The sequence below is a fragment of the Amycolatopsis vastitatis genome (genome assembly GCF_002234595.1).
Classification (GTDB): domain Bacteria; phylum Actinomycetota; class Actinomycetes; order Mycobacteriales; family Pseudonocardiaceae; genus Amycolatopsis; species Amycolatopsis vastitatis.
This window is the reverse complement of sequence record NZ_NMUL01000010.1, coordinates 103,336-129,153: the sequence shown is the minus strand read 5'-3', so window position 1 is coordinate 129,153 and position 25,818 is coordinate 103,336. Positions and strand designations below refer to the sequence as shown.

Here is a 25,818-nt window from a genome sequence, read left to right as displayed (position 1 = left end):
GTCAGCGTCGCCGCCGGGGACGGCACGAGCGGGGTCGACCTCGCGGTCGGCGCGGGCCGGCGAGCGTTGTCCGACGCGGGCCTCGGACCGGGCGACGTCGGCCTCCTCGTGCACGCGACGATGCTCCCGGAAGGCCCGGACGGCTGGTCGCCCGCCGGTTACGTGCTCCGCGAACTCGGCTGCGGGCCACGGCCGGGGCACGAGGTCCGGCAGGGCTGCAACGGCATGTTCGCCGCGCTGGAACTGGCCGCCGGGTGGCTCGCGATGGCCGGCTCGCCGGCCACGGCGCTGCTCACCACGGCGCTGCGCGGCGAAAGCCCGCTCATGGACCGGTGGCGCAGCGCGGGTTTCGGGATGTACACCGGTGACGCCGGTTGCGCGCTGGTGCTCGGCCGGGACCACGGCCTGGCCCGGGTGGACGCGGTCTGCTCGACCACGTTCCCCGAGCTGGAAGGGCTGCACCGCGGCGGTACGCCGCCGTCGGAGGAGACCGCGGGCCACGGGCTGGTCGACGTCGCCACCCGGTCCGCCGAGTTCGTGGCCGATGCCGGCTACGACCCGCTGGACCTCCGGCGGATGTTCGCTTCGATGTACTTCTCGGTCGCCCAGCGGGCGTTGGCCGAAGCCGGCACCGACACGAGCGAGCTGGCCAGGGTCATCTTCGTCAACGCGGGTGCCCCGGCCGTCGACGCGGGCATCATGCAGCCGCTCGGCCTGCCGATGGCTCTGTCCACTTGGGACTTCGGCCGCACGGTCGGCCACCTCGGCGCGTGCGACCAGGTCGTGTCCCTGCACCACCTGCTGGCCACGCGCCGGCTTTCCGCCGGGGACCGGGTGCTGATGGTCGGCGGGACACAGGGCTACAACGCGGCGAGCGCCGTCCTGACCATCACCGGCGACCCGGCACGCTGATCCTCGCGCAGCCGAACACCAGCGACGGCAGGACCCGCATCCACAGGAACTTCCGCTGGTACGTCCACTCCGGGGCGACGGCCTCGACAGCGGCGCGCAGACCGGCGAAGTCGGCGGAACGCAGGTGGTAGACGAAGATCGAGCCGCCGGGACGGACGACCCGCCGCAGCTCCCGCACCGCGGCCGGGAGCGCGTTCCAGTGGTGGAGGCTCATGGTGGCGACCACGACGTCGAACATGCCCTGCTCGTACGGCAGCCGGGCGGCCTCTCCCACCGCGAACCGGACCCGGTCGGAGAGGCCACGCCGGTGGGCCAGACCGGTGGCGTAGGTGACCATTTCGGGCACCGGGTCCACCCCGGACACCCGAAGATCAGCGCGGGACCGGGCGATCCGCAGCGCCAGTGTGCCGGGGCCGCAGCCGATGTCCAGCACCGCACCCGACTCCGGCGCCGCCGCCCGGACGTGCGCGGCCGCGCGTGCGTGCAGACCACTGAAGGGAACGCTCATCTGCCGCCGGTAAGCGGGCGGGTCGTGGTACAGGTGCGACACCCCACAGTTCTACCGCACGGACGGTCGCGCCTTCGGCACCGTAGCCGCCCGGCTACCCCGACCGCGCAGCTCGAGTGGGCTGGTTGGGGATTTCTGCGCGCCCCCGGCCCGGATGAGGATGCATCGAAGGCGATGAACCTGCGACGGAGGGCTTGGGATGGCTGAGGAATTCGACGTGCTGGTGGTGGGCGGCGGACCTGCCGGATCCACCACCGCCGGGCTGCTCGCCCAGCGCGGGCACCGGGTGCTGGTGCTCGAACGGGAACGCTTCCCCCGCTACCACATCGGCGAGTCGCTGATCACGGGGATGCTTTCGGTGTTCGACGAGCTCGGCGTCCGGGAACGGATCGAACGGGCGGGCTTCCCGCGCAAGAACGGGCTCAGCATCGTCTGGGGCGCGAACCGCGATCTGTGGAACGTCGACTTCGCCGAGATCGACGGCCCGTACGACTACTCGTACCACGTGCGGCGCGCCGAGTTCGACGAGATCCTGCTCGACCACGCCCGGCAGCTCGGCGTCACCGTCGTCGAAGAGGCGACCGTCAAGGAGCCGATCCTCGACGCCGGCCGCGTCACCGGGGTCCGTTACGAGTGCGGGGGCGAGGACGTCGAGGCGACCGCGCCGCTCGTGATCGACGCGTCCGGCCAGTCCCGGGTGCTGTCCCGGCGGCTGACCACCGTCGAGTGGGCCGACGACCTGCGCAACATCGCCTACTGGACGTACTTCGAGAACACCGCGGACCTGCCCGCGGGCCAGCTCGGCAACATCCTGGTCGAGCGGGTCACGCACGGCTGGTTCTGGGCGATCCCGGTGGACGACGCGACCAGGAGGCTCAGCGTCGGGTACGTGACCCCGACCGCGAGCCTGGTCTCCGGCGGCCCGTCCATCGGTGAGCTGTACGACGCGGGTGTCGCGGAAAGCAAGCAGCTCAGGCTGTTGCTCGCCGGCGCCACCCGGGTGGGTGACTACCGGTCCACCCGGGACTGGTCCTACCGCGGCCGGGCGGTCACCGGACCCGGCTGGCTGTCCACCGGCGACGCCAGCGGGTTCATCGACCCGTTGTTCTCCGGTGGCGTGTGCCTGGCCGTACTGGGCGCCGACGCGGCGGCGGCCGCCGCCGATACGGCCCTGCGCCGGCCCGACCTCGCCGGCCGCGCGATGCGCGCCTACGACGCGGGCATCGACAACATGGTGTCCAGCTTCCTCGACTACGTGCGGTTCTTCTACGACCCGACCCGTGATCGCGAGGACTACTTCCAGCAGGCGCGGTCCATGGCCGACTTCAACGAGCGCTACCCCCACGCGCGCGCCGCGTTCGTCGCGGTGATCTCCGGCCGGCTGGCCATGTCCGAGCTGTTCCGGATCCCCGGGGTGGACGACACCGCGCTGGCCGGGAGCATCGAGACGTGAGGATCGCGCCGGCGGTGGCCACCTCGCTGCCGCCCCCCATCGCCGCCGACTCGCTGTGGTTGTTCCTGCTGCAGGCCGGTGTCCTGCTCACGCTGGCGCTGCTGCTGGGCAGGCTCGCGGTGCGCTTCGGCCTGCCGCCGCTCGTGGGCGAGCTGCTCGCCGGGATCGTGCTCGGCCCGTCGGTCCTGGGCGCCGCGGCGCCCTCGGTCACGTCGTGGCTCTTCCCGCCGGACGCCCAGCAGGCCCACCTGCTGGACTCGGTCGCGCAGGTCGGGGTCGTGCTGCTGGTCGGGCTCACCGGGTTCTCCCTCGACCTCGGACAGCTCCGCCGCCAGATCAAGCCGGCCATCGGGGTGAGCGTGGGCGGGGTGCTGGTCCCGGTCGGCGGCGGGGTGCTCACCGGGTACCTGATGCCGGCCTCGGTCGTGCCCGCCGGGGTGGACCGCGTGGTGTTCGCGCTGTTCGTCGGCGTGGCCATGGGGGTCAGCGCGATCCCGGTGATCGCCAAGACCCTGACCGACATGGACCTGGTGCACACCAGGGTCGGCAGGCTGATCCTGACCGCCGGGGTGTTCGACGACGCGATCGGCTGGCTGCTGCTGTCGATCGTGTCCGCCATGGCGGTGACCGGCGTCCACCCGGGTCCGGTGCTGCTGTCGCTCGGTCAGCTCGCCGGGTTCCTGCTGGCCGCCGCGCTGGTGGCCCGGCCGCTGGTGCGGCTGGCGCTGAACCGGGCCAACCGCTCGAGCGGGCCGGGGCCGTTGATCGTCACGGTGGCCGCCGTGGTCCTGCTGGGCGCCGCGGCCGGCCAGGCGCTGCGGCTGGAGGCCGTGTTCGGCGCGTTCGTCGCGGGCGTGGTCGTGGGCAGCTGCCCCGGCTTCGACCGGACGCGGCTGGAGCCGTTGCGGATCATGGTGATCTCCGTGCTGGCCCCGCTCTTCCTGGCCACCGTCGGCCTGCGGGTCAACCTCGCCGACCTGATGAACGGACCCGCACTGGCGCTGGCCGGGGTGGTCCTCCTGATCGCGGTGGCGAGCAAGTTCGGCGGCGGCTACGCCGGTGGCCGCGTGGGCGGGCTGGGCCACTGGGACGCGCTGTCGGTCGGTGCCGGGCTCAACGCGCGCGGTGTCGTCGGCATCATCGTGGCTTCGGTCGGCCGCGGCCTCGGCCTGCTCACGCCCGGCATGTACGCCACCGTGTTGCTCCTGGCCATCACCACCTCGCTGATGGCGCCGGTGGTGCTGCGGTGGACCACCCGGCGCGCGGGCACCCGGCTCGCCCCGGTCGGCTGACTATCCATTGTGGAGGAAACTGTGAAGAGAACGGCGGCCGTCGTCACGGCCGTGCTCGTGGCCGGTCTGGCGCCCGCGGTTCCGGCCGCGGCGCGGACCGGGCTGTCCTGGACGCCCTGCGCGGAACCGTCCCTGGCCCAGCTGGGCCTGGAATGCGCCACCCTCGCCGTCCCGGTGGACCACACCCGGCCGCGCGGCCGGAAGATCACGCTCGCGCTGAGCCGCAAGAAAGCCGTGCGCTCCCAGGGCGTGCTCGTGGTCAACCCCGGCGGGCCGGGGATCACCGGGCGGTCGGTGGCCGGCACGGTCGCCGGCGTCATGCCGGCGGACCTCGCCGCGTCGTACGACATCGTCGGCATCGACCCCCGCGGGGTCGGTGCCAGTGATCCGTCGTTGAGCTGCGACGAGGGGTACTTCACCCCGCCGTGGCCGGACCCGGTCCCGGCGAATCCCGGGCAGGAGCTGCGGCTGGCGGCGCGCCCGCTCGGGTACGCGCTGAAGTGCGCGGCCCGCTACGGCTGGCTGCTGCCGCACATGAGCAGCGAGGACAGCGCCCGCGACCTCGACGACGTGCGGCAGGCACTGGGGCAGCGGACGATCGACTTCCTGGGCTACGGCTACGGAACGTACGTCGGCGCGGTGTACGGCACCCTGTTCCCCGGGAAGCTGCGCCGGGCGGTGTTCGACAGCGTCGCGCGGCCGGACGCCGACTGGTACCGGCACTACGTCGAGCAGGAGGACCCCGGCTTCGACGCCCGGGCGAAGGACTTCTTCGCCTGGATCGCCGGCCAGGACGCCGGCTACCACCTGGGCACCACGGCCGAAGCCGTTTCCGCGGCGTACTACGGCGCCCGGAGCGCGGTGCGCGACAAGCCCGCGGCCGGGGTGGTCGGCCCGTTCGAGTTCGAAGCGACGTTCCACAACGTGGCCTGGGAAAGCCGGCTGTGGCCGTTCCTGGCCGGCACGCTGGCCGCCTACCGGCGGAACGGCGACGAACAGGCCCTGCTGACCGCGTACCAGGCTCTCGCGGCGCACCACGGCGACAACGACTACGCGGCGTTCACCGCGGTGCAGTGCGCCGACACGAACTGGCCACGTGACTGGAGCCGGTGGCACGCGGACGCCTCCCGGCTGCACGCGACCGCGCCCTTCGCCACCTGGAACAACACCTGGTACCTGGCGCCGTGCGCGTTCTGGCCGCCGTTCCCCAGGCACGCGGTCACCATCACCGGGACGGGCCTGCCGCCGGCGCTCATCGTGCACGCGACCGACGACATCGCGCTGGCCTACCGGGACGCCCGGCGGCTGCACGCGACGGTGCCGGGTTCGCGGCTGGTCACCGAGCAGGGCGGCCTGGATCCGGCGGTGTCCTTCCTGCGCGCCGACCCCTGCGTCGACGCCGAGGTGACCGCGTACCTCGCCGCGGGCACGCTGCCCGCCGCGGACGTCAGCTGCGCTGCGGACCAGGGGCGGAAAGCGAACGGAAGGTTCTCCCTGGGGGTGGGAGAACCTTCCTCATTCAGGTGGCTCAGGCGCTGACCTCGGTACGGCGGAACTGGATCAGGTCGTTGCCGCTCATGGCCTCAATCCCGGCGCCGGACGCCTCGGCGGAGGCCTCCTCGGAGGGCCCGAACGCCTTCGCCACGTAGTAGCCGATGCCGAACGCGGCGAAGCCCGCGGTGACCACGGGGGTGCACACGACGGGCTGCTCCGGGGTGACTTCCTGGAGCGGCACCATGCTTCCGGCCAGCTTCTCGGCGGCGAGTTCAATGCGGTTCATGTCATTTCCTTTCGCTCGGGCGAGCTTTCCCCATAAATCTAGGGCGGCCCGACCGGGCGGACATCCACAAATCTGCGGATTCAGACCACTTGAAAAGTCTTCAAGCGTGTGGCACGCTGACCTCAGCGAGCCCTTCTCACGAGAAAGGAACGTCCATGAACGGCACTGCAGACGGACCGCTCGACCACGACGCCGCCGCGAGCAGGATCACCCAGGTGGAGAACCGGGTGGGCCGCACGAAGCGAATCTACGTCGGCAGCGTCGTCCTGCTCGGCGTCATCACGCTGGCTTACTTCGCCGTGGTCGGCGGGATCCCCCGGGCGGTCGTGAAACCGTACGATTCCCTGCTCGTCCTGTTCCCGGTGGCACTGTTCTTCGTGGTCGTGGGCATCCGCCGCGCCAGCACGTCGGCGCGGGGCGTGCTGCGGGTCGAACAATGGCTGCTGGCCGGGTACATCGTGGCCATGGTGGTCGCCGGCGCGCTCGAGATCTTCGTGTTCAGGCAGGGCACGGTCGCCGCGGCGCTGCCCGGCCTGCTGCCGGCCGCGGTCTGCTTCGCCGCCGCCGGGGTGCTCGGCAAGAAATGAACGAGCCACACCCGCGCCGCAAGCTCGACGAAGTCATCCATTCCCCGGTGCGGCTGTCGGTCATGGCGGTACTGGCCACGACCAGCGAAGCGGACTTCAGGTACGTGAAGGACATCGTCGAGGTGAGCGATTCGCTGCTGTCCAAGCACGTCGCCGTCCTCAATACCGCCGGTTACGTCCGAATCGTCAAGGGAGTCGCGGAGAACCGGCCGGTGACGTGGCTCAGTCTCACCGAAACCGGGGCCGAGGCGTACCGGGAATACGTCCGGACGCTGAACCGGATCATCGGCGGCAAGGAGGCACCGGGCGATGCGCGCTGAACGGAAATGGGAATCCGGCCGGTGCCCGGCTACGGGGAGCTCGGACACCGGCCGGCAGTTCGGGAACTCACGAAACGATCCGGATGGCGCAGGCTTCGGTACCGCCCGGCATGCGGTGCCGGTTACGCGCGACGAGCCGGTAGACCGGTCCGGCGGCCCACCGCAGCGGGACGGCGCCGAGCGCGCGGCCGGCCAGCCGCCAGCCGGTTTTCCGGCTGGTCCTCAGCAGCCGCGCCAAGGCCGCCGGACCGCCGCAGACCGGGCCGGCGAGCGGGAACCACAGCACCTCGTACCGGGCCCGTGCCACGGTGGTGCCGTAGGCGGCGAGGTCGAGCTGCTGGTAGCGAATGGCCTCGGCCGCCGGTGCGGCCCTGGCGAACAGCCACAGCACGCTGCGCGTGCAGAAACCGCAGTCACCGTCGAAGACGAGCAGCGGCAGTTCCTCGGGACGTCGGTAGCTCACATCTTCTCATTCCGTCGCGGTGGGCAGGAGGTACTCGGTGGCGAGCAGACCGTCCCGGTAGGCGTTCGCCACCGCCTCGGTCCGGTTGCGGGCGCGGAGTTTGCGCAGGATGCTCAGCACGTGGCTGCGGGCCGTCGCCTCCGAAATGAACAGCTTCTTGGCGATCTCGGAGTTCGGCAGCCCGACGGCCATCACCCGGAGCACCTCGAGCTCCCGCGGTGTCAGCCGGTGACCGCCACGCCGCCGTCCGGCCTGCGCGGTGACTGTGAACAGCCGTTCGCCCAACGACGTCAGGAACGGCGCCGGCACGAACGGGTGGCCGGCCGCCACCGCGCGCACGGCGGTGAGCAGTTCCTCGACCGGGCTGTCGGGCAGCACGATGCCGCGCGCGCCGGCCTGGAGGACGGAACGGACCTTCGCGACGGTGGCCGACTCGACCACCACGATCAGCGTGTTGCGCTCGTCGAGCCCGGCTAAGGCCCGCGCGGCCGCCGCGATGTCCGGTTCGGACAGTTCGGCGTACAGCAGCGTGGTCATCGGCCGTCCGGCCTTCGCCAGCAGGCAAAGGTGGTCGACGGAGCCGACCACCTCCACCGTCTCGATGTCCGGTGCGACGGACAGCAGCTTCTTGAGGTCGGCGGCGTCGACGGTGAACGACCCCGCCAGGACCAGTCTGATCATCGCGGACTACCGCTTCACGACAGCGGGTGCAGATTGGACAGAAACAGCATCATCGGTTCCTCGGTCTCGTCATAGCCCGCCGACGCCGCGATCAGGAACTGCGTCCGCTTCGCGTCGGGGTCGTGCTTCTCCTGGTAGGTCAGGTAGTTGAGCAGCGTCAGGTACGAGATCGAAAGCTGGATGTCCTCCTTCTTGCGATCCGCCTCCTTGGAGAAACCGATGATGCCGACCACCGAGTCGCCGAGCACCTTCTCCGCACGTCTGTTGGCGTACCAGACGAAGTGCCGCGGCACCCGTTGCTCGACCGGCAGGATCTCGCGCCACTCGGTCACCGAGTCGTCGGGCAGCTCGTCCCGGAACAGCAGGTGGTAGTCGTGCATACCCGGCCGCGGCGCGAAGAACCGCCAGTCCGGCACCACCGCGCCGGACGGGTCGTACCGGCGCGCACCGGGGAACTTGCGGAACGGGTCCTGGCTCAGTGCGGTCGCGACGAACCACGAACCCAGCAAACCACCCACCACCATCCGGGCCACCCGGCCGGAACCGTTCATCGTCCACTCCCAGTTTGCGTCGGTTCGGAGTCCATCCGGCCGCCGGCACGGGCGGCCCGCACGACGTCCGCGACGGCTTCGGTGACGTACTTCGCAAATTGTTCCCGCATGATCAGGCCGAGGTGGCTGGCTCCGGAGACGACCAGCCGCCTGCTGTTGGCGGACAACGCGGCCAGGTCGTCCTGCAGCTCGTTGTGCACGGGGTCGCTCCGGCTGACCTCGCCGGCGGTGAGCACCGCCAGCGGGAGGTCCGCGGGCAGCTTCGCGTCGCGTACCTTGTCGTTGACGTCGGTGAGCCAGCTGCGCAGCTCCTCACCGGTGGTCCGCCACGTGCGGCGGGTCAGCATCCGCGCGCACGCGGCCGCCCGCGCCGCCGACGGCAGATACTCCACATCGGACACGACGTACCGCTTGGACAGCCGGTTCACGCCGAAAGTCGCGAGCACGGTCGAGTCCTGGATGGTCGCCTTCATCAGCGGCAGGCCGAGCGCCTGCCGGGCCGACCGGACCAGCTGCTCGGGGTGGCTGGCGTCGACCAGCACCACACCGGCGGTCAGCTCGGGGTGCCGCTGCGCGAAGTGGCGCACGAGCAGGCCACCGAACGAATGCCCGACCAGCACGTACGGCGGCTTCGCGCCGGAGACCTCGAGGACCGTCTCCAGTTCGGCGAGCATCTCGTCGGCGGTCCGCGGCCGGGGACCGCGCTCGCTCCAGCCGAGCCCCGCCCGGTCGTAGGCGACGGCCGGGGCGTCCCGGGCGATCTCCGGCTGGATCCACGACCACACCTCCAACGGGCACGACATGCCGCTCTCGAACACGACCGTGGGCCCGTCGCCTGCCAATCCCTCGGTCCGGACGTGCAACCGGTAGCCCCCGACGTCGACCCGCTCACCGAGGCCGGGGACGGTCTCGTCCTCCCGCCGGGTCGTCCGCCACTGGTAGGCGACGCCCGCGGCCGGCGTGGCGAGTGCCGCCAGGACACCGGCGCCGGCACAGAGCTTGAAGACTGTCGGTTTCATCAGATCCTCCCAGCGAGTTCGGTACCGGTGGCCGCGTCCGGGTCCCAGTCGTCCGTCCCGCCCAGCTGCGTGTGCACCAGGCGCTGGTAGAGCTCGTTCGTGGCGAGCAGTGACTCGTGATCGCCCACGGCCTGCAGCCTGCCGTCGTCGACGACGAGGATCCGGTCGGCGGCGACGACGGTGGCCATCCGGTGGGCGATGGCCACCACCGCGCAGTCCGTGGACGCCGCGGCGATCGAGTTGCCGAGCGCGATCTCGGCTTCGGTGTCCAGCTGCGACGTGGCCTCGTCCAGGAGCAGGACGTCCGGGCGCAGCAACAACATCCGGGCGATGGCGAGCCGCTGGCGTTCGCCGCCGGAGATCGCCGTGCCCGCCTCGCCGACCTCGGTGTCCAGACCGTTGTCCAAGCTGTCGATCCAGCAGCGCAGGTTGGCCTTGTCGATCGCGTCCGCGATCTGCTCCTCGGTCGCGTCCGGTTTCGCGAAGACCAGGTTCTCGCGGATGGTGCCGTCGACCACCGGAGCGTCCTGCTCGACGTAGCCGACGCGGCCGCGGAGCGCGCGCAACGGCAGGTCACGGATGTCCTGGCCGGCCAGCAGGATCCGGCCCGAGTCGACGTCCCACAGCCGCTCGGCCAGCGCGAAGATCGTCGACTTCCCGGCGCCGGACGGGCCGACGACGGCCACGAACCCCCGGCGCGGAATGTCGAACGTCAGTCCACGTACGGTCGGCGAACCAGGCTGATAGCCGAAGGTGACGTGGTCGAAGGACAACGCGGGGTCGGTCATCGGCACCACGTCGGCGGCGCCGCCGGCCTCCTCCGGTTCCGCCGCCAGCGCGTCCACCCGGATCATCGCCGCGAGCCCGAGCTGGATCTGCGCGAGTGCGCTGAACAGGCTGATCAGCGGGGCGATGAGGTAGAGCAGGTACAGCAGGTAGGACGAGAAGTGCGCGGTGTCCATCGCGCCGCCCACGAGCCGGAAGGCGCCGACGGTGAACACGGCGGCGAACGCGGCCTGGATGCCGAGGTTCATGATCGGGGCCATCAGCGACTCGAGCCGGACGCCGCGCATGCCGATGCCGTAGGCGTCGGTGGCGAACTGCCCGATCCGGGTTTCCTCCCGGTCCTCGGCGCGGCTGAGCTTGACCGTGCGGATCGCGCCGATCGCTCGTTGCAGGGCGCCCGCGAAGGCGCCGACCCGCTCCCGGGTCTCCACCCCGACGGCGCGGACCCGCCTGGCGACCGCCATCGTGGCCAGGCCGGCCAGCAGCAGAACCCCCAAGGTGGACACCGTGAGCACCGGGTCGATGATGGTCATCAGGACGACCGAGCCGACCACCATCAGCGTGCTCACCACGAGGTTCAGCAGTCCCTGCATCAACGACGTCTTGAGCAGGTCGGTGTCCGCGACGGCGACGCTGAACAGGTCGCCGCGCTGGCGCCGGAGGTGCAGCCCGAGCGGTGCCCGCAGCAACGAGCGCACGACCCGGCGACGCGAGTCGAGGACGAGCGTCGCGCCGGCCCGGCCGAGCAGGTAGACCTCGACCCCGCCGAGGACCAGATCGGTCACGAAGAGAGCCGCCAGCAACAGCGCGGGCACGGTGGCCGGCGCGCCGGCCGTGATCTTGCCGACCAGTGAGCCGATCACCATCGGCTGCGCGAGGGCGAGTCCGCTGCTGAACACGCCGAGCACCACCGCGACGGACAAGCCGCCGCGGTACGGCTTGATGAGACTTGACAACCGGCGGTAGACGCCGGTGGCCGCGGGACCGGTCATGGCGAGCCTCGTTTCGGTGGGTCAGCTCTTGCGGAAACTGCGAGAGTGGTGCATGACGGCCGGGTACGTGCCGCAGAAGGCCCACAGGAACCGGTTGAGGCCCATGAACGCGGCGTTGCCGGCGTGGAACGCCGCGCCGGTGGCCAGGGTGGCGACCGCGGCCTTCTTGCCGCCGAGCAAGGCGAGCGGGAACGACATCTCGCCGACGATCGTGCCCCAGCCGCCGGCCTTGGCCAGCAGCGGGAACTTCTTGAACAGCCGGCCGACGTGCCGCTGACCGTAGGTGTGGGTGCGGAAGACCCCAGTCATCGCGCTGCCGTCCCGCCAGTACGGCGAGACGGCCTTCGCCGCGCCGGCGGCCACGTAGGACAACACCGACTGGGCGGCGATGAACATCGTGCAGAGCTCTTTCGCCTTGCGATCGTGGGGGAACAGCTTGCTCACCGTCAGCGCGGCGTACACCAGCATGTTCATGTGGTCGGTGCCGTCGGTGCCGTAGCTGTTGCGGATGTGCAGCAGCCAGTTGGTGATGGCGAGGTACGCGACCGCGGCGGTCCGCACGGCGGGCGTGGCCCGCGGTGCGACCAGTGCCGAGGCCGCGGCCAGGCGGATGCCGATCAGGCACTGGATGCCCGGCGGCTTGAACAGCGGGTTGAGCACGTCAGCGGATTTCTTCGACGTCCAGCGGTACTTGGTCCGCCCGACCTGCCAGCTCAGCAGACCGGACTCCTCGAAGTGCTTGGGACGCATCAGGTACTCGAGTGACCCGAGCGCGATGCCCGCTGCGGTGATCACCTCCGTCTGCCGGAGGACCTTGTCGACCTGCGAAGTGTCCGGCTGCGCCATGTGTTCCCCCAAGATTCGTTGCGAGGCGGATGCCGGAAGCGCGTACACCCTTCCGGCATCCGCTTGCCCTGCCTGTACTTACGCGACGGCGGCGTCTTGCCGCGCCTGCAGCAGCTCGCTGACCGACATCTCGCGGATGTCGGTCATGCGGATGCCGTCGCCGCTCTCGTCGATGCAGCCGTGCCGCGCGCACTGCACGTAGCCGACGGCCGCGCCGCCGGCGAACCCGGCAACCGTGACGGTCACCAGGACCGGCGTCAACACCGGCGCGGCGATCTCGTGGTTGATTTCGAGCGCCTCGAGGGTCGACTTGGCGGCAGCACACTCGATTCGGTTCATGGTCAGCTCCTTCGGCTATCCGGGTAATTGCCGAGCCCGACACTATTGCCTCCCGATTCGGTGAGCATCCACCAGAATGCGGACGCCGACCTGCCCGGTAGCGTTACCCAATCTCATTGTCCGGATAAGGCTCTTGAGGACGCTCGAGGTGGCTACCGTGACGTAGCCACCTGGCTAGGCCCGACTGGGAGGCCGATAGCGGTTGGCGTCCCGGAGCCGGCTTGCGGAATCGTGTCGCTGTCAACGGCTCGCATTCTTTCCGACGGAGGGCACCACCATGCGCAAACTGGTTTTGCTGGCGGCGATCATCTCGACGGTGTTGTTCACGGGCGGGATCGCGGACGCGGCACCACGGAACTGGTCGGCCTCCTACCGGAACGGAACGGCCGCCGGTACCGCGCACTACGAGCGGACCAGCAGCTTCTCGGGCAATCTGGTCGTGGACGGCACGCTGACCGTGAAGAGCGCCGACTGCTACTACGTCCTGCTGATCGTGTCGCACGACCTGATGCCCGTCGCCCACCAGTCGCCGCAGCAGTGCGGACCCGGAAGCATCCCGATCAGCCTGTCCGACAGCACTTTTTCCATAACCTGGAGCGCGGCCCTGAGCGTGTGCCAGGCCGGCGCGCGCCCGGTCTGCGGGCAACAGGTCGACGTGACCGTCTACAGCTGACGGTCCGGTGACTTCGAAGGACGGGAAGACGATGCCGGAACCCCTGATCGGTGCCCGACTCGAACGGTTCGCCCTGCCGAACGGGCTGCGCGTCGTGCTCGCGCCCGACCCGGCGGTTCCGGTCGCCGCCGTCGCCGTGCTGTACGACGTCGGGATCCGCTCGGAACCACCGGGCCGCACGGGTTTCGCGCACCTCTTCGAACACCTGATGTTCCAGGGCTCGGCGAAGGTGCCGAAACTCGCACACGCCCGGTACGTGCAGACTTCCGGCGGTTCGTTCAACGGGTCGACCCACCTCGACTACACCGTCTACCACGAGACGCTGCCCGGCAACGCCCTCGAGCGCGGGCTCTTCCTCGAGGCCGACCGGATGCGGGGGCCCAGGATCACCGAGGCGAACCTGCGCAACCAGGTCGACGTGGTCGCCGAGGAGATCAACACCAACGTCACCAACCGTGCCTACGGCGGTTTCCCCTGGCTGCACCTGCCACCGCTGTTGTTCGACAGTTTCGCCAACACCCACGACGGGTACGGCTCGCAGGTCGACCTCGAGTCGGCGACCGTCGCCGAGGCCGAGGCCTTCTTCGAGCGGTACTACGCCCCGGCCAACGCGGTGTTGTGCGTGGCCGGGGGGATCGACGTCGGCGAGACCGTCGAGCTGGTCACCCGGCATTTCGGCGACGTGCCCGCCCGGGCCGTGCCCGTGCGGCCCGACTTCGCCGAGCCACCGCTCACCGGACCGCGACGCGGCGAGTCGCACGACCGCCTGGCCCCGCTGCCCGCGTTCGCGGCCGGCTGGCGGGTTCCCGACCCGATCGGTGAACTCGACGCGTACCTCGCGCACCACCTGCTCGCCGACCTGCTCGCCGGCGGGGAACCCGCTCGGCTGGTCCGGCGGCTGGTGACCGACGAGAACCTCGTCACCGACGTGTCCGCCGGGCTCGGCCTGATGGGGGACGCGTTGGCCGTGCGTGGCCCGGGGGCCTTCGTGGTCTCCGGCTTCCTGCCGCCCGGTGGTGACGTGGACAAGGTCGTCCGGGTCGTCGACGAGGAGCTGGCGCGCATCGCGGCCGACGGTCCCGACGAAGACGAGCTGACCAGGTTGCGGACGATGGCACGGAGCCGGCTGCTGCGCGAACTGGATCCGTTGATCGGCCGGGCGAAACTGCTCGGGGTGTTCGAACAGCAACGCGGGGACGCCGGCCTGCTCGCGGGGCTGGCCACCAGGTACGCGTCCATCACCGCCGACGAGATCGCCGCCGCCGCCGCGGCGCTGTGCGGCCGGCACCGCGCCTTGGCCGAAATCCTGCCAGGACGGGCATGATGACCGTAGAACTGTCCGGAACAGACGTTCCCGCGCTGCAGCCGCGCCGCGAGCTTTCCCTGCCGGAGTCGGCCGAGACGACCTTGCCGAACGGGTTGACCGTGCTGGCGGTGCGCCGCCGCTCAGTGCCCCTGGTCGAGCTGCGGCTGCGGATTCCGCTGGTGGAAGTCGATCCCGCGGGCGCGGCCCTGCTCGCCGAATCGCTGTGCGCCGCGACCACTTCCACCTCCGCCGTCGAGCTCACCCGGCGGATCCAGCGGATGGGCGGGACGCTGACCGCCGGCGTCGACGCCGATCGCCTGCTGGTCGTCGGCAGCGCGCTGGCGGCGCACCTGGGTGACCTGCTCGGCATCCTCGGCGAGGTCCTCACCGGTGCGTGCTACCCCGAGGCCGAAGTCGCCCAGCGGGCGGCCAGGCTGGCGGGCATGCTCCGGATCGTCACCGCGCAGCCCGCCCATCGCGCGCTCGAGGCGTTGAACCGGAGGTTGTACGGCGAGCACGTCTACGGGCGGCCGAGCCCGTCCCCGGAAGAGGTGCTTTCGGTGACCTCCGAGGATCTGCTCGCCCTGCACGCGGATCGGGTGCGGGCCACGTCGGCCTGCCTGGTGCTGGTCGGCGACATCGATCCGGACCAAGCGCTGCGGGCGGCCGGGAACGCACTGTCCGGACTGGCCGGTGGCGAGGTGCCCCGGCGGCACCGGCCGTTGGCCGACGACCGGGCCACCGAGGCGATCGAGGTGCTGGACGCGCCCGGCGCGGTCCAGTCCTCGGTGCGTCTCGCGCTGCCGTGCGCCGGTTTCGGCGCACCGGACCTCGCCGCGGTCGATCTGGCGAACGTCATCTTCGGCGGCATCTTCTCCTCCCGGCTCGCGTCCAACATCAGGGAGCACAAGGGCTACACGTATTCCGCGAAGTCCACATTGGTCTTCCCGCAGGCGGGCGCCGCGATCGCGGTCATTGCCGACGTCGCCACCGCCGTCACCGCGCCCGCCGTGCTGGAGATCCGCTACGAACTCGGGCGGATGGCCTGTACCTCGGTGACCACGGCCGAGGTCGACCAGGCGCGCGAATACCTGTTCGGGGTGCAGCGGCTCGGGATGGCCACGCAGTCCGGGCTGGCGAACCTGGTTTCCGAACTGGCCGCGCACGGCCTGCGGCTGGACTGGCTGACCGTTCATTCCGAGCGCCTCGCCGAAGCCGGTGTGGCGGAGGTGAACGAGGCCGCGGCGCGGTACCTCGCACCGGCCCGCGCGGTCACGGTCGTGGTCGGCGACGCCGCCAAGGTGACGAGCCGGCTCACGACGCTCATGCCGGTCGTCTGAACGGGCCGGCGCACGGGCGGCCGGCGTCAGCTGCGCACGACGATGGTGACCTGGAAGTGCCCCGCTTTCCGGGACGCGGACAGGGTTCCGCTGCCCGACCGGTCGGATTGGTACACCGCGGTGGTGACCGCGCCGGCGACGGCGGGTCCCTGGGTCTCCTTCAGCACGCCCCCGCTCACCGAAACCGATTTCCACGGATCCGCCTTGGTGCCGTGCAGGGTGACCGTCAGCGGCGCCTTGCGGCCCATGCAGATCGTTTTTCCGTCGTCCCGCTCGGTGATCCGCGGTTTGGCGACCGAGGTCGAGCATTTCTTCGTCCCGCCACCGGACCGGGACGGCATCGGTTTGCAGGCCGGCACAAGCACCATGGTCAGCAGGGTCACGGCCGTCAGCACGCGCATTTCGAACCCCTTTCTGCAGAACCTTCATTGTGGCACCGGTCAACGCCGCATGGAGCACCTCTCCGGGGTACCAATCCGGCTATACCCGGACGACCGGAAGGGATTCAAGTCCGGTCGACGAGACGGCAGCCAGGTCCGGTGTTCCGGCCGAGACCCACCCGGCCTGTCCAGGCCCGGCGAGTCGGCCGGAGCCCGGATCGCGCTCACCGCGGACAGCGTCCGCACCTCCGGCGTGGAGGTCTACGGCGTCGGCAAGGGCAGCGAACCGACCTGCGCGGCAGGCGGCTCGTCGTCACCCCATGAGACCGCGACACGGCGGGCACGTCGCGCTTCACGGTTCGCCGAGGTGGTACTCCGCGTTCACCAGGTCGAGGAGCTCGGCCACCGAGGTTTCCGCGGCCGGGCGGTCGAAGGTGATCTCGCCGTGCTGCAGCAGGTTCACCCGGTCACAGATGTCGATCACCTGCCCGTAGTTGTGGGCGATGAGGATGATCGCGATGTCGCCGCGGCGTTTCAGCTCCTGCAGCAGGCGCAGGATCAGCGCGCTTTCCTTGGCGCCCATCGCGGCGAGCGGCTCGTCGAGCAGGAGCAGCTTCGCCTTCGAATACACCGAGCGGGCGATCGCGATCGCCTGGCGCTGGCCGCCGGACAGCATGCCCACTTCGGCGGTCACCGACGGGATGTCGATGCCGATCGAGTCCAGCGCCTCCCGGGCACGGTGCTTCATTTCGCGGCGCCGCAGGAACGGGATCGGGCGGTGGGTCAGCTCGCGGTTCAGGTGCAGGTTCAGGTACACCGGCAGGTCGTCGACCATCGCCAGGTCCTGGAACACCGTCTCGATGCCCAGCGACCTCGCGTGCACGACGGATTTCAGCGTGGCCGGCTCGCCTTCGAACAGGATGCGGCCGCCGTCCGGCTGGTGGTAGCCGGTCAGGATCTTGATCAGTGTCGACTTGCCGGCACCGTTGTCCCCGATGAGCCCGAGGACTTCCCCGCGCCGCACGTGCAGGGTGATGTCGGCGAGCGCGTCGACCGGGCCGAAGCTCTTGCTGACGCCTTCGACCCGGATGACGTCGGCGGTCACGTCAGCTCCCGGGATCCGGCGCGTTTGCGCACCACGATCAGCGTCACGTTCAGCACCATCGCGACCAGGATGGCGGCGCCGAGGACCACGTTGAACGCGTTCGCGCTGACGCCGGTCAGGTTGAACCCGTCGAACACGATGCCGAGCAGCAGCGCGCCGAGGAACGCGCCGACCACCGTGCCGGACCCGCCGAGCAACGCCGTGCCGCCGATCACGGCCGAGGCCACCGCGAAGAACATCGTCGTGAACCCTCCGTTGGTCGGGTCGTACGAGCCGACCCGGGTGCCCTGCAGGATGCCGGCCAGCCCGGCCAAGGTGCTGGTGATCGCGAAGTTGACCACCTTCACCCGGTTGACCGGGATGCCGGACTCCGCGGCGCCGACCGGGTTTCCGCCGGTGGCTTGGGTGTGCACGCCGAACCGGGTCGCCGAGAGCACCACCTGCATGACGACGACCGCCCCGGCCGCCCACAGGAACTCCGTCCAGCGCGACCCGCCGAACACGTCGACCACCCAGCTGTCCTTCGGCGCCCCGACCGGGCGGGCGTTCGAGATGATCAGGACCAGGCCCTGCAACAGGAACGCCATGCCCAGGGTGGTGATGAACGACGGGATGTTCAGCAGGGTCCGGATCAGCCCGTTCACCAGCCCGACCAGGGTGCTCACCACGATCGCGCCGAGCAGCGCGAGCCACAGCGGCCAGCCGTTGACGAAGAACAGCGTCAGCATGAACGGCGCGAGGGTGAACACGAACCCGGCCGAGAGGTCGATTTCGCCGCAGATCAGCAGCATCACCTGCCCCGCGGCGATGATCGCCCACGGGGCGACGTACTGGGCGATCGTCTGGTAGTTGTCCAGGGAGTTGAACGCGTCACTGGTCGCCGTGAAGTAGATCCCGGCGGCGATCGTGACCAGCAGGATGCTGAGTTCCTTGACCCGCGTCACGCCGAGCAGCAGCGATCTCAACGACATCATCCCCGCTACCGGCTCGGCACCGACGCGGGCGGCAGCGGGATCGCGCCCGGCATCCCGATGACGTCCTTGTTGTCGCCGCCCTCGAACCGGCTGTGGGCGGTCGCGTACGGGCCGACGTTCTCCTTGGTGACGAACGTGAGGCCGGTGTCGGTGGCCGGCGGCGCGACCAGCGTGCCGGACAGCCGGAACAGGTACAGGTAGAGCACGGACAGGAACCCCTGCAGGTACGGGGACTGGTCGATGGTGAAGTCGAGCGCGCCGCCCTTGACTCCGGCGACCGTGTCGTCGAGCAGGTCGAACCCGCCGGCGCCGACCTTGCCCGACAGGCCGCGGTCGGCGATCAGCTTCGCGCACGCCGCGGTGCTGCCGGCGTCGACCGCGTAGATCCCCTTCGCTCCGGTGTTCCCGGTGTACGCGGCGGTCATCGCGTTCAGCTCGCCCGCCTGCTCGGCCCCGGTGTTCACCGACTGGACGCGCACGCCGGGCGCGGCCTGCTTCAGCGCGTCGGTGATGCCGTCCAGCCGCGGCTGGACGTTGTTGCCGCCCGGCTGCGAGATGCCGACCAGGATGTCCCCGGAGGTGATCTTCTGCGCGATGCGCTGTCCCATCCGGAACCCGGACAGGTACAGGTCCTGGCCGACGTAGGTGAGCGGGTAGTTGCCTGCCGCGCTGGCGTTGTAGGCGATCACCGGGATGCCCTGGCCCAGCGCCCGCTTGGTGAGCTCGACGAAGGCGTGGTCGTCGGTCAGCGCGACGGCGATCCCGTCGACCTTGCTGTTGATCGCGGTCTCCATGGCGCTCGCCATCTGGGCGACGTTGCCGTTTTCCGAGCCGGTCCACTGTGGCTCGGGCACGCCGAGCAGCGATGCGGCGTCGGCGAGCCCGGACCGCGTCGGCACGAAGAAGGAGTTGGTGGTGACGTGGTTGACGAACACGAACCGCCACCCCGGATTGCCCGGGAACGGCCCGGAACGCCCGCCGTTCTGAGCCTGCTGGACGCCGGTGCACGCGGCCAGCGCGGCGCTCGCGGCCACCATGCCGCCGCCCGCGCCGAGGTACTTCAACACCGTTCTCCGGGAACTCGAGCCTGTTTCGGACATCATCGGAGTGACCCCCATTCAGCCGCTTTTATCGAATTCATCGAAATCGAACATTCGTGGTGCATCCGTGCTCACCGGTTGAGCCGGACGGAGTTCATCAAGGCCGACGCGGCCTGTTCCTGGGCGGACGAGCTGTCGACTTCGATGGTGTACGCCCCGAGCGTCCGGAACCGGTGCACGGGAAGCGGCTCTTCGGGAATGGCGCCGTCCTCCGGCTGGGCGGTCCTGCCGGCCGGCGACACAGTCAGGGAGAAACACCGGTTGTCGAGCGGGGCCTTCCTCGCCTCGGGGTCGGGGCAGAGCACCAGGGTGTTGCTCTCGGGCTCACTGGTGAACGTGTCGACCTTCTGTCCCGCGGGGATCTGCAGAGACTCCAGCGGAGAGCTGATCACCGGCGGAGCAGCGCGGATCTTCGTGAGCAGGGCAAGCGTTTCCGCGGGCGCCATCGGCTTCGTGGTCGTCACCCGGATCCATCGGCCCGGTCCGTCCTGCCACGCGACCGACTGCGGGTCCCGAATCTTCTTGGCATCCGACGGTTTCGCCGCGAGCGCGCTGCGCGGCGCGGCGCCGTCACGAACTTCGATCTCGAACGCGTAGCGATGTCCCTGCCCGTAGTGCACGGTGGCGAAATGCGGCTGGACGGCCCAGAACATCAGGTCCCAGGAACCGTCCTCGAGGCTCACCGCCGGCGCGGCGGGCGGCACCTGCTCGGCGACCGAAAACTCGGTCACCGAGGCGGGCGGGGCGTTCACGCGCGACGCCGGCGGCGCCGTCGCGGTGCCCCGGCCCAGCATCGCGACGGCGCCCACACCGAGCGCGGCCACGGCGAGCGTCACCGCGGCGACGCTCGCGATGCGGCGGCGCCGGAGCCGGCGGGTGGCGGCGGCGAGAACGTCACCGGGATCGGGCGCCAAGGACTCCTGTGCGCGCAGGGTGCGGCGCAACTCGTCGAGGTCGGTCATCACACTCTCCTCTGCCCCGGGCCGTTGCCCACGGGGGAACCCTTCGAACTGCACACAATTAAGATGCCGCTGCTCCGCAATCTGTTGCGGTGGAGCCCACCGGGAATTTTTCCGGCCTCGGCGCAACAGCTTGCCGGGGTACGGGCATCTAATGTGATGTGCACTTCGAAGAGTTCGCGCGTGCGGAGCTGCCCGAATTGGTGCGGTTCGCGGCCGTCTTGACCGGCGACCGCGAACTGGCGCAGGACGTGGTGCAAGACGCGCTGGTGCGCGCGCACCAGCAGTGGCGCCGGGTGGCAGCGGCCGACCGGCCGGATCTCTACCTGCGGAAAATGGTGGTCAACGGCTATCTCTCGTGGCGCCGCCGCTGGTACCAGCGCTCGGTGAGGACCACCCCCGACGTCCCGGCGTTCGCCGAAACTGCCGCCCCCGACCACGCGGACCGGATCGTCGACGCCGACCGGCTCGCCCACCTGCTGGCCGCCCTCTCGCGGTCGCAGCGGGCCGCGATCGTCCTGCGCTTCTACGAAGACCTCGACGACGGCGAGATCGCCGAAGTACTCGGGTGCGCGACCGGAACCGTGCGCAGCCACATTTCCCGGGGGCTCGGCGCCCTCCGCGTCCAGATCGCGGACGGCAAGCAGGTCGCGTGCTGACCGCCCCGAAGACCTCGAGGGAAGGACAGCCGGTGCGGAGCCGACGACAGAGCAGGACCTTGCTGGTCAGCGTCCTGGTCGCGACCGTGGTCATGCCCGCCGCGCCGGCGTTCGCGAACCCGCCGGAACGGGTACCGGTTCGCTGGCTGGAGGGCACCCGGTCCACCCACGTCGTCCACGACGGGACCGACACCGGGCCGGCCGATCCGGCAGCCCAGGTCACCGCCCAGGTGTTCCTCGCGGGCGACACCTGGCGACTGGCCGACTACGCACGCGCGGTGTCGGACCCGCGTGATCCCCGCTACGGCCACTACCTGACCCCCGAGCAGACACGCACCCGCTTCGGGCCGGCGCAGCACCGCATCGACGCGGTCAGCGAGTGGCTGCGCGGCACCGGCCTCTCGATCGTCAGCACCGACTCGCGGGCCGTCGTCGCCCGTGGCACGGTCGCCCAGGCGGCCGAGGCGTTCGGCACCCGCTTCCGCAACTACACCCTTTACGGCATCCCGTTCCGGGCGGCGGCGGATCCGGTCACCGTGCCCGCGGCGGTCGGCCAGGACGTCCTGACCGTCACCGGACTCACCGTCGCGACCGGCCCCCCGCGTCCGGCTCTCGGAACCGGGTCCCGCAAGGCCTCCCGCGCCGCCGTGGGAGGTGCGGTGCCCACCAGCCCCTGCCCGGACCACTACGGTGACACCCCGGCCACCGACCTCCCGCTCGCCTACGGGCATCCCGCGCAATGGGCGCCGTGCGGGTACACGCCGCGGCAGGTGCGCGACGCCTACGGGATCACCGGGACCGGCCTCACCGGCAAGGGCGTGACGATCGGGATCATCAGCATCGGCAACGAGATCAACGCGCTGCCGGACGCCAACCGCTTCGCGACCGAGCACGGCGAGCCGCCGTTCGCCCCCGGCCAGTTCACCGCCTACGTCCCGGCCGACGCCCCGCCCGAGGAGGGCAGTGGCGAGTTCGCCATGGACGTCCAGGCCGCCCACGCGATCGCCCCCGAGGCCAACGTCGCCTTCGTGGTGGGTTCCCGTGCCCGCTACGGCGACGACGTGCTGGACTCGATCGTCCAGATCGTCGACCGGCGCCTCGCCGACGTCGTGTCCGGCTCGGTCGGCGTCGGCGCGACCCCCGGCGAGGCCCCGGACGCCATCGGGGCGTACGAACGTGCGTTCCAGGAAGCCGCGGTCGAGGGCATCACGGTCACCTTCGCCAGTGGCGACTCCGGCGGAGGCGGCATCGACGGCGGCCGAGTCGTCGACTACCCCCCGTCCAGCCCGTGGGTGACCGCGGTGGGCGGCACCACGCTGGCGATCGGGCCCGGCAACTCCTACCGGTGGGAGATCGGCTGGGCGACCGACGAAGTGCCCCTCTCCGGTGACGGCACGTCGTGGGAAGCGGCGCTGCCCGGCTATCAGGGCAAGGCCTCCGGCGGCGGAACCAGCACCGTGTTCCGGCAGCCGTTCTACCAGCGGGGCGTGGTGCCCGCCTCATTCGCCGGGTCACCGGCGATGCGCACCCTCCCGGACGTCGCCGCCCTGGCGGATCCCGATCTGTGCCTGCTCGTCGGCGAAACCGAGTACAACGTCGACGACAGCCTGTCCTACCAGGTGAGCAACGGAGGTGGGACGAGCCTGTCCTCACCCGCCTTCGCCGGGGTCGAAGCGCTCCTGGTCCAGGAACACGGCCCCATCGGCTTCGCGAACCCGGCCCTCTACGCCCGGCCCCGGTCGGCCTATCACGCCATTGGCGACAATCCCGCCGGGACGCCGGACACAGTGGCGTTCGCGGTCGTGAAGTACGGGTACGTCGACCTGATCACCCCGGGGCAATACGCGGACTCGAACCTGGTCTACGCCCCCGGCTACAACACGGCCACCGGCCTGGGCTCACCGACCAGGCAGCTGATCGAGTCCTTCCGCCGGCACCCTCGAGGCAGCTGAGCAACCGCGTCACCACGGAGAAACCCCGGTCGCGTCGAGGAAGGCGCCAGTGGGTTCCGCCGCGGTGAACCGTGCGGCCCGGACGATCGGCGTGGCGCCGGTCACGGCGGAAAGGATCAGGCCGAGGGCGCCCAGTATCTCCAGCACGCCGATCGCATGCGGAGCGCGGCGCATCCTCGGCCAAGGCTGCGCCGCGACGGACTCCGCTCTGCTGTTCGAGCAAATATCGACATCCTCCTTGGAGCGCCGCTCAACGAACCCGATCGAGCGACCTTCTACGGCGGCGACCACCGCGGGTACACCGACTACCCGGCGCTCGGCGCAGTCGCGAAGTAACGTGATCGATCACCGACCGAAGGATGGAACCATGTCCGCTGCTGCCGACTGGAACGCTCAGACGATCGCCGAGTTCCGCGCCAACCACGGCCGCGTCGGCGGCCAGTTCGAAGGTGCCCCGCTGCTCCTGCTGCACACGATCGGCGCACGCACCGGCGCGAGCCGGGTCAACCCGATGATGTACCTGCCCGACGGCGACCGGTACCTGGTCTTCGCGTCCAAGGCGGGCTCCGACCACAACCCCGACTGGTACCACAACCTCCTGGCCCACCCCGACGTCCGGATCGAGGTCGGCGACGAGGTCCTCGACGTCCACGCCACCGAACTGACCGGTGCCGAGCGGGACGAGAAGTACGCCCGGCAGGCCGAGCTGTACCCCGGTTTCGCCGACTACGAAAAGAAAACCGAGCGGGTCATCCCCGTCGTCGCCCTCACGCCGGCAGCCGGGTGAGATCGACCGGGTAAGTTGCTGTCCGGACCACCGAGCCCGCGAGGAGACTGACGATGGCCGGACAGGACGACGGCGTCGCGATCGGCGAACCCGGCGCGGCGGCGTCCGGCCGCGTCAGCCACGCCATCTTCCGGGTCGCGCGGTTGCACCGCATGCTCGCCGGCCTGCTCCTGCGCCGGACCGGCCTCTACCCCGGCCAGGAGCTGGTCATGATGCACCTGTGGGACGTCGGCCCGCAGCGGCAGGCGGACCTCGTCAAGGTGCTCGACTCCGACGCCGCGACCATGACCCGGACGGTGCAGCGGCTCGAACGGGCCGGGTTCGTGCGCCGGACGCCGTCCCCGACCGACCGGCGGGCCGTGATCGTGGAATCGACGACCGCGGGGCACGCCCTGCGGAGCCAGGTCGAGAGCATCTGGCAGGACTTGGAAGACCTGACGACAGGTGCGTTGGATCCCGCCCGCCGTGCGGAGCTCCTCGAACTCCTCACGGCGGTGGAACGCACCCTGATCGGCGCGGTGGAAGAGACTCACGCCGGCTGACGCCGCGGGCCTCGATGACGTCCCGCCGCTCCTTGCCGAACCCGGCGGTGAGGCCGGTGACGAGGTAACGCCGGCCCAGGACGTACAGCGCCAGTACCGGAATCGTGGACAGGATGACGGCGGCGAGCACCGCGGGATGTTGACCCGGAACTGGCCCTGGAAGGCCGTCGTAGACCGCGACGGTGACCACCGCCGAAGTGACCTACCTCGTCGCGTGAGGACGGACCGGCCCGGCCAGTTCTCGGGCGTGCTCCCGGGTTTCGTCGTTCATCGGGAAGAAGCATTCGATGCGCAGCTCCTGCAGGGTCACGTCCTGCGGTGTGCCCAGCGTCGTCACCGTGGAGAAGTAGTCGAACCGCCTGCCGCCACGCTCGTACCGGATCGGGACGATCGGGAGGACGGGGGTCGTCGCGTCCACCACCCGCAGGTGCGCCGGCACGTCCGGGTAGTCCAGCACCTCGTCGAGGATCTGCTGCGCGCGCTCGTCCAGGACACCACCGATCGCCTCGCGCCGAGCACGCCGCACCAACGCCTCGGCGACTTCCGGCCAGTTCGTCACGTGTGGTCGCGCGCCGTCCGGGTGGAACATCCGGCGAAGCACGTTCGGCGGCCCCGGTGGGCTCGCCGGCTGTCCGCCCCGGAGGAAGGCGAAGAACCGGCGGGCGGCGGTGTTGGTGTGCCGGATGTCCCAGCTGCGGTCCATCACCAGCGCCGGGAACGGTTCCTGCTGGGCGAGAATCGTCTCCAGTGCGTCCCGCACCGCGGCCAGGGCCGGTGCGTCCAATGCGGACTCCGGGTATTCCGGTGCGAAGCCGGCACTGAGCAGCAAGGTGTTGCGCTCGCGCAAGGGGACGTCGAGGACCTCCGCGAGCTTCAGCACCATGGCACGGCTCGGGTTCGCCCGTCCCGTTTCGACGAAGCTCAGGTGACGGACCGACACGGCGGCCTCGGCGGCCAGCGCCAGCTGGCTCAGCCGCCGGGTACCGCGCCAGTGTTTCAGCAGGAGACCGACGTCAGGCACCCGCCGGGTATCCCGTCTTCCAGGCGTGCGGCACCACCGCGTCCTCCAGCGGCGGACCGGCGAGGTTGGCCGTGTAGTTCGTCATCGCCGAGATCGCCACGCCGGTGATCACTTCGAAGACCTGTTCTTCGGTGAAGCCCGCCGCCTTGAACGCGGCCACCTCCGCGTCCTCGACGTGCCCCTGCTTCCCGATCAACGACCGGGTGAACGCCGACAGCGCCGCCATCCGCTGATCCGCGGGGACCTCGCCCCGGCGGATCGCCTCGACCACGGCCGGCTCGACGCCGTCCTGCAGCGCCTCAAGCGTGTGGAACGCCACGGCCCACGCACTGCGGTTGGCGACCGCGTTGGACAGCAGCAGGACCTGCCGCTCGTCCGGGCCGAACGTCCCCCCCGCCCCGGAAGTGACCGAAAGCGGAAAAGAAGGTGTTGATCAGCGGCGGCGAGTTCGCCATGAGGCCGGCCGCGGCGGGCACGAACCCGAAAGCGCC

Annotated in this window: 30 protein-coding genes and 1 pseudogene; 13 read left to right on the top strand and 18 right to left on the bottom strand. The window is 70.6% G+C overall.

Annotated elements, in window-relative coordinates:
- Positions 1-66: 66 nt before the first annotated feature.
- Positions 67-912, top strand: a complete 846-nt coding sequence (locus CF165_RS13095; protein WP_093947765.1) for a ketoacyl-ACP synthase III family protein — start codon at positions 67-69, stop codon at positions 910-912.
- Here CF165_RS13095 and CF165_RS13090 read toward each other — a convergent pair.
- The gene (locus tag CF165_RS13090; protein ID WP_143268559.1) at positions 890-1,420 is read right to left on the bottom strand and encodes a class I SAM-dependent methyltransferase; all 531 of its coding nucleotides are present in this window, start codon (positions 1,418-1,420) and stop codon (positions 890-892) included. The two genes, CF165_RS13095 and CF165_RS13090, sit on opposite strands and share 23 nt — an antisense overlap.
- 199 nt (positions 1,421-1,619) lie before the next feature.
- Here CF165_RS13090 and CF165_RS13085 point away from each other — a divergent pair, with 199 nt between their 5' ends.
- The 3 genes from CF165_RS13085 to CF165_RS13075 are packed head-to-tail and all read left to right on the top strand — an operon-like array spanning position 1,620 to position 5,704.
- Positions 1,620-2,873, top strand: a complete 1,254-nt coding sequence (locus CF165_RS13085; protein ID WP_093947763.1) for an NAD(P)/FAD-dependent oxidoreductase — start codon at positions 1,620-1,622, stop codon at positions 2,871-2,873.
- The gene (locus CF165_RS13080) at positions 2,870-4,165 is read left to right on the top strand and encodes a cation:proton antiporter (protein ID WP_240521565.1); all 1,296 of its coding nucleotides are present in this window, start codon (positions 2,870-2,872) and stop codon (positions 4,163-4,165) included. The genes CF165_RS13085 and CF165_RS13080 overlap by 4 nt, the downstream gene beginning before the upstream one ends.
- Positions 4,166-4,186: 21 nt before the next feature.
- Positions 4,187-5,704: an alpha/beta fold hydrolase gene (locus CF165_RS13075; RefSeq protein WP_158226769.1), complete on the top strand. Its 1,518-nt coding sequence runs from the start codon at positions 4,187-4,189 to the stop codon at positions 5,702-5,704.
- Here CF165_RS13075 and CF165_RS13070 read toward each other — a convergent pair.
- Complete coding sequence (locus CF165_RS13070) at positions 5,694-5,945, bottom strand: hypothetical protein (protein ID WP_093947761.1); 252 nt, start codon at positions 5,943-5,945, stop codon at positions 5,694-5,696. The two genes, CF165_RS13075 and CF165_RS13070, sit on opposite strands and share 11 nt — an antisense overlap.
- 155 nt (positions 5,946-6,100) lie before the next feature.
- Here CF165_RS13070 and CF165_RS13065 point away from each other — a divergent pair, with 155 nt between their 5' ends.
- Both CF165_RS13065 and CF165_RS13060 read left to right on the top strand, forming a co-directional pair.
- Positions 6,101-6,532: a hypothetical protein gene (locus tag CF165_RS13065; protein WP_093947760.1), complete on the top strand. Its 432-nt coding sequence runs from the start codon at positions 6,101-6,103 to the stop codon at positions 6,530-6,532.
- Positions 6,529-6,852 carry a winged helix-turn-helix domain-containing protein gene (locus tag CF165_RS13060; protein ID WP_093947759.1) on the top strand — a complete coding sequence of 108 codons (324 nt, stop codon included), beginning with the start codon at positions 6,529-6,531 and terminating at the stop codon, positions 6,850-6,852. The genes CF165_RS13065 and CF165_RS13060 overlap by 4 nt, the downstream gene beginning before the upstream one ends.
- Positions 6,853-6,919: 67 nt before the next feature.
- Here CF165_RS13060 and CF165_RS13055 read toward each other — a convergent pair whose 3' ends face one another.
- From CF165_RS13055 to CF165_RS13025, 7 genes are all read right to left on the bottom strand, one after another.
- Positions 6,920-7,315 (bottom strand): thiol-disulfide oxidoreductase DCC family protein, encoded by a 396-nt coding sequence (locus CF165_RS13055; RefSeq protein WP_093947758.1) that lies wholly within the window; start codon positions 7,313-7,315, stop codon positions 6,920-6,922.
- Between the two features lie 6 nt (positions 7,316-7,321).
- Positions 7,322-7,996 (bottom strand): LuxR C-terminal-related transcriptional regulator, encoded by a 675-nt coding sequence (locus CF165_RS13050; RefSeq protein WP_093947757.1) that lies wholly within the window; start codon positions 7,994-7,996, stop codon positions 7,322-7,324.
- Positions 7,997-8,010: 14 nt separating this feature from the next.
- Positions 8,011-8,547, bottom strand: coding sequence for a hypothetical protein (locus CF165_RS13045; RefSeq protein WP_093947756.1), 537 nt, complete (start codon positions 8,545-8,547; stop codon positions 8,011-8,013).
- Complete coding sequence (locus tag CF165_RS13040; RefSeq protein ID WP_093947755.1) at positions 8,544-9,566, bottom strand: alpha/beta hydrolase; 1,023 nt, start codon at positions 9,564-9,566, stop codon at positions 8,544-8,546. The genes CF165_RS13045 and CF165_RS13040 overlap by 4 nt, the downstream gene beginning before the upstream one ends.
- Positions 9,566-11,344, bottom strand: a complete 1,779-nt coding sequence (locus CF165_RS13035) for an ABC transporter ATP-binding protein (RefSeq protein ID WP_093947754.1) — start codon at positions 11,342-11,344, stop codon at positions 9,566-9,568. The genes CF165_RS13040 and CF165_RS13035 overlap by 1 nt, the downstream gene beginning before the upstream one ends.
- 21 nt (positions 11,345-11,365) lie before the next feature.
- Positions 11,366-12,190 (bottom strand): HTTM domain-containing protein, encoded by an 825-nt coding sequence (locus CF165_RS13030; protein WP_093947753.1) that lies wholly within the window; start codon positions 12,188-12,190, stop codon positions 11,366-11,368.
- 78 nt (positions 12,191-12,268) lie between these two features.
- On the bottom strand, positions 12,269-12,529 hold the full coding sequence (locus CF165_RS13025; protein WP_093947752.1) for a hypothetical protein: 261 nt from the start codon (positions 12,527-12,529) through the stop codon (positions 12,269-12,271).
- A 277-nt stretch (positions 12,530-12,806) separates the two neighbouring features.
- Here CF165_RS13025 and CF165_RS13020 point away from each other — a divergent pair, with 277 nt between their 5' ends.
- From CF165_RS13020 to CF165_RS13010, 3 genes are read left to right on the top strand one after another with little or no spacing between them, the layout of a single operon-like run.
- Entirely contained in the window at positions 12,807-13,202 is a 396-nt protein-coding gene (locus CF165_RS13020; protein WP_093947751.1) for a hypothetical protein, read from the top strand.
- A 43-nt stretch (positions 13,203-13,245) separates the two neighbouring features.
- Complete coding sequence (locus CF165_RS13015) at positions 13,246-14,526, top strand: M16 family metallopeptidase (RefSeq protein ID WP_205660848.1); 1,281 nt, start codon at positions 13,246-13,248, stop codon at positions 14,524-14,526.
- Entirely contained in the window at positions 14,523-15,848 is a 1,326-nt protein-coding gene (locus CF165_RS13010) for a M16 family metallopeptidase (protein WP_093947750.1), read from the top strand. The genes CF165_RS13015 and CF165_RS13010 overlap by 4 nt, the downstream gene beginning before the upstream one ends.
- A gap of 26 nt (positions 15,849-15,874) precedes the next feature.
- Here CF165_RS13010 and CF165_RS13005 read toward each other — a convergent pair whose 3' ends face one another.
- The 5 genes from CF165_RS13005 to CF165_RS12985 form a co-directional block, all read right to left on the bottom strand.
- Entirely contained in the window at positions 15,875-16,249 is a 375-nt protein-coding gene (locus CF165_RS13005) for a hypothetical protein (RefSeq protein WP_093947749.1), read from the bottom strand.
- A gap of 331 nt (positions 16,250-16,580) precedes the next feature.
- Positions 16,581-17,333: an ATP-binding cassette domain-containing protein gene (locus CF165_RS13000; protein WP_093947748.1), complete on the bottom strand. Its 753-nt coding sequence runs from the start codon at positions 17,331-17,333 to the stop codon at positions 16,581-16,583.
- Positions 17,330-18,307, bottom strand: coding sequence for an ABC transporter permease (locus CF165_RS12995; RefSeq protein ID WP_240521564.1), 978 nt, complete (start codon positions 18,305-18,307; stop codon positions 17,330-17,332). Before CF165_RS12995 ends, CF165_RS13000 begins: the two co-directional genes overlap by 4 nt.
- 5 nt (positions 18,308-18,312) lie before the next feature.
- Positions 18,313-19,374 carry a sugar ABC transporter substrate-binding protein gene (locus CF165_RS12990; protein WP_093947747.1) on the bottom strand — a complete coding sequence of 354 codons (1,062 nt, stop codon included), beginning with the start codon at positions 19,372-19,374 and terminating at the stop codon, positions 18,313-18,315.
- Between the two features lie 104 nt (positions 19,375-19,478).
- The gene (locus tag CF165_RS12985) at positions 19,479-20,369 is read right to left on the bottom strand and encodes a hypothetical protein (protein ID WP_093947746.1); all 891 of its coding nucleotides are present in this window, start codon (positions 20,367-20,369) and stop codon (positions 19,479-19,481) included.
- Between the two features lie 158 nt (positions 20,370-20,527).
- Here CF165_RS12985 and CF165_RS12980 point away from each other — a divergent pair, with 158 nt between their 5' ends.
- Positions 20,528-21,025 (top strand): SigE family RNA polymerase sigma factor, encoded by a 498-nt coding sequence (locus tag CF165_RS12980; protein WP_093947745.1) that lies wholly within the window; start codon positions 20,528-20,530, stop codon positions 21,023-21,025.
- A 32-nt stretch (positions 21,026-21,057) separates the two neighbouring features.
- On the top strand, positions 21,058-22,977 hold the full coding sequence (locus CF165_RS12975) for a S53 family peptidase (RefSeq protein WP_240521563.1): 1,920 nt from the start codon (positions 21,058-21,060) through the stop codon (positions 22,975-22,977).
- Positions 22,978-22,986: 9 nt separating this feature from the next.
- Here the strand turns inward: CF165_RS12975 and CF165_RS51145 are convergent, their stop codons facing one another.
- On the bottom strand, positions 22,987-23,268 hold the full coding sequence (locus CF165_RS51145; protein ID WP_158226768.1) for a hypothetical protein: 282 nt from the start codon (positions 23,266-23,268) through the stop codon (positions 22,987-22,989).
- Positions 23,269-23,344: 76 nt separating this feature from the next.
- On the opposite strand from CF165_RS51145, the gene CF165_RS12965 reads away from it, so the two are divergent.
- Complete coding sequence (locus CF165_RS12965; RefSeq protein ID WP_093947742.1) at positions 23,345-23,764, top strand: nitroreductase family deazaflavin-dependent oxidoreductase; 420 nt, start codon at positions 23,345-23,347, stop codon at positions 23,762-23,764.
- A gap of 53 nt (positions 23,765-23,817) precedes the next feature.
- A complete protein-coding gene (locus tag CF165_RS12960) occupies positions 23,818-24,306 on the top strand; it encodes a MarR family winged helix-turn-helix transcriptional regulator (protein ID WP_093947741.1) in 489 nt (162 codons plus the stop codon).
- A 31-nt stretch (positions 24,307-24,337) separates the two neighbouring features.
- Here the strand turns inward: CF165_RS12960 and CF165_RS52550 are convergent.
- The 3 genes and pseudogenes from CF165_RS52550 to CF165_RS52545 all read right to left on the bottom strand — a co-directional run.
- Positions 24,338-24,471: pseudogene (locus CF165_RS52550) on the bottom strand (carbohydrate ABC transporter permease); the annotation flags it as partial.
- Positions 24,472-24,508: 37 nt separating this feature from the next.
- Positions 24,509-25,327, bottom strand: a complete 819-nt coding sequence (locus tag CF165_RS12950) for a helix-turn-helix domain-containing protein (RefSeq protein WP_093947739.1) — start codon at positions 25,325-25,327, stop codon at positions 24,509-24,511.
- Complete coding sequence (locus CF165_RS52545; RefSeq protein ID WP_338023417.1) at positions 25,320-25,646, bottom strand: carboxymuconolactone decarboxylase family protein; 327 nt, start codon at positions 25,644-25,646, stop codon at positions 25,320-25,322. Before CF165_RS52545 ends, CF165_RS12950 begins: the two co-directional genes overlap by 8 nt.
- Positions 25,647-25,818 lie beyond the last annotated feature (172 nt).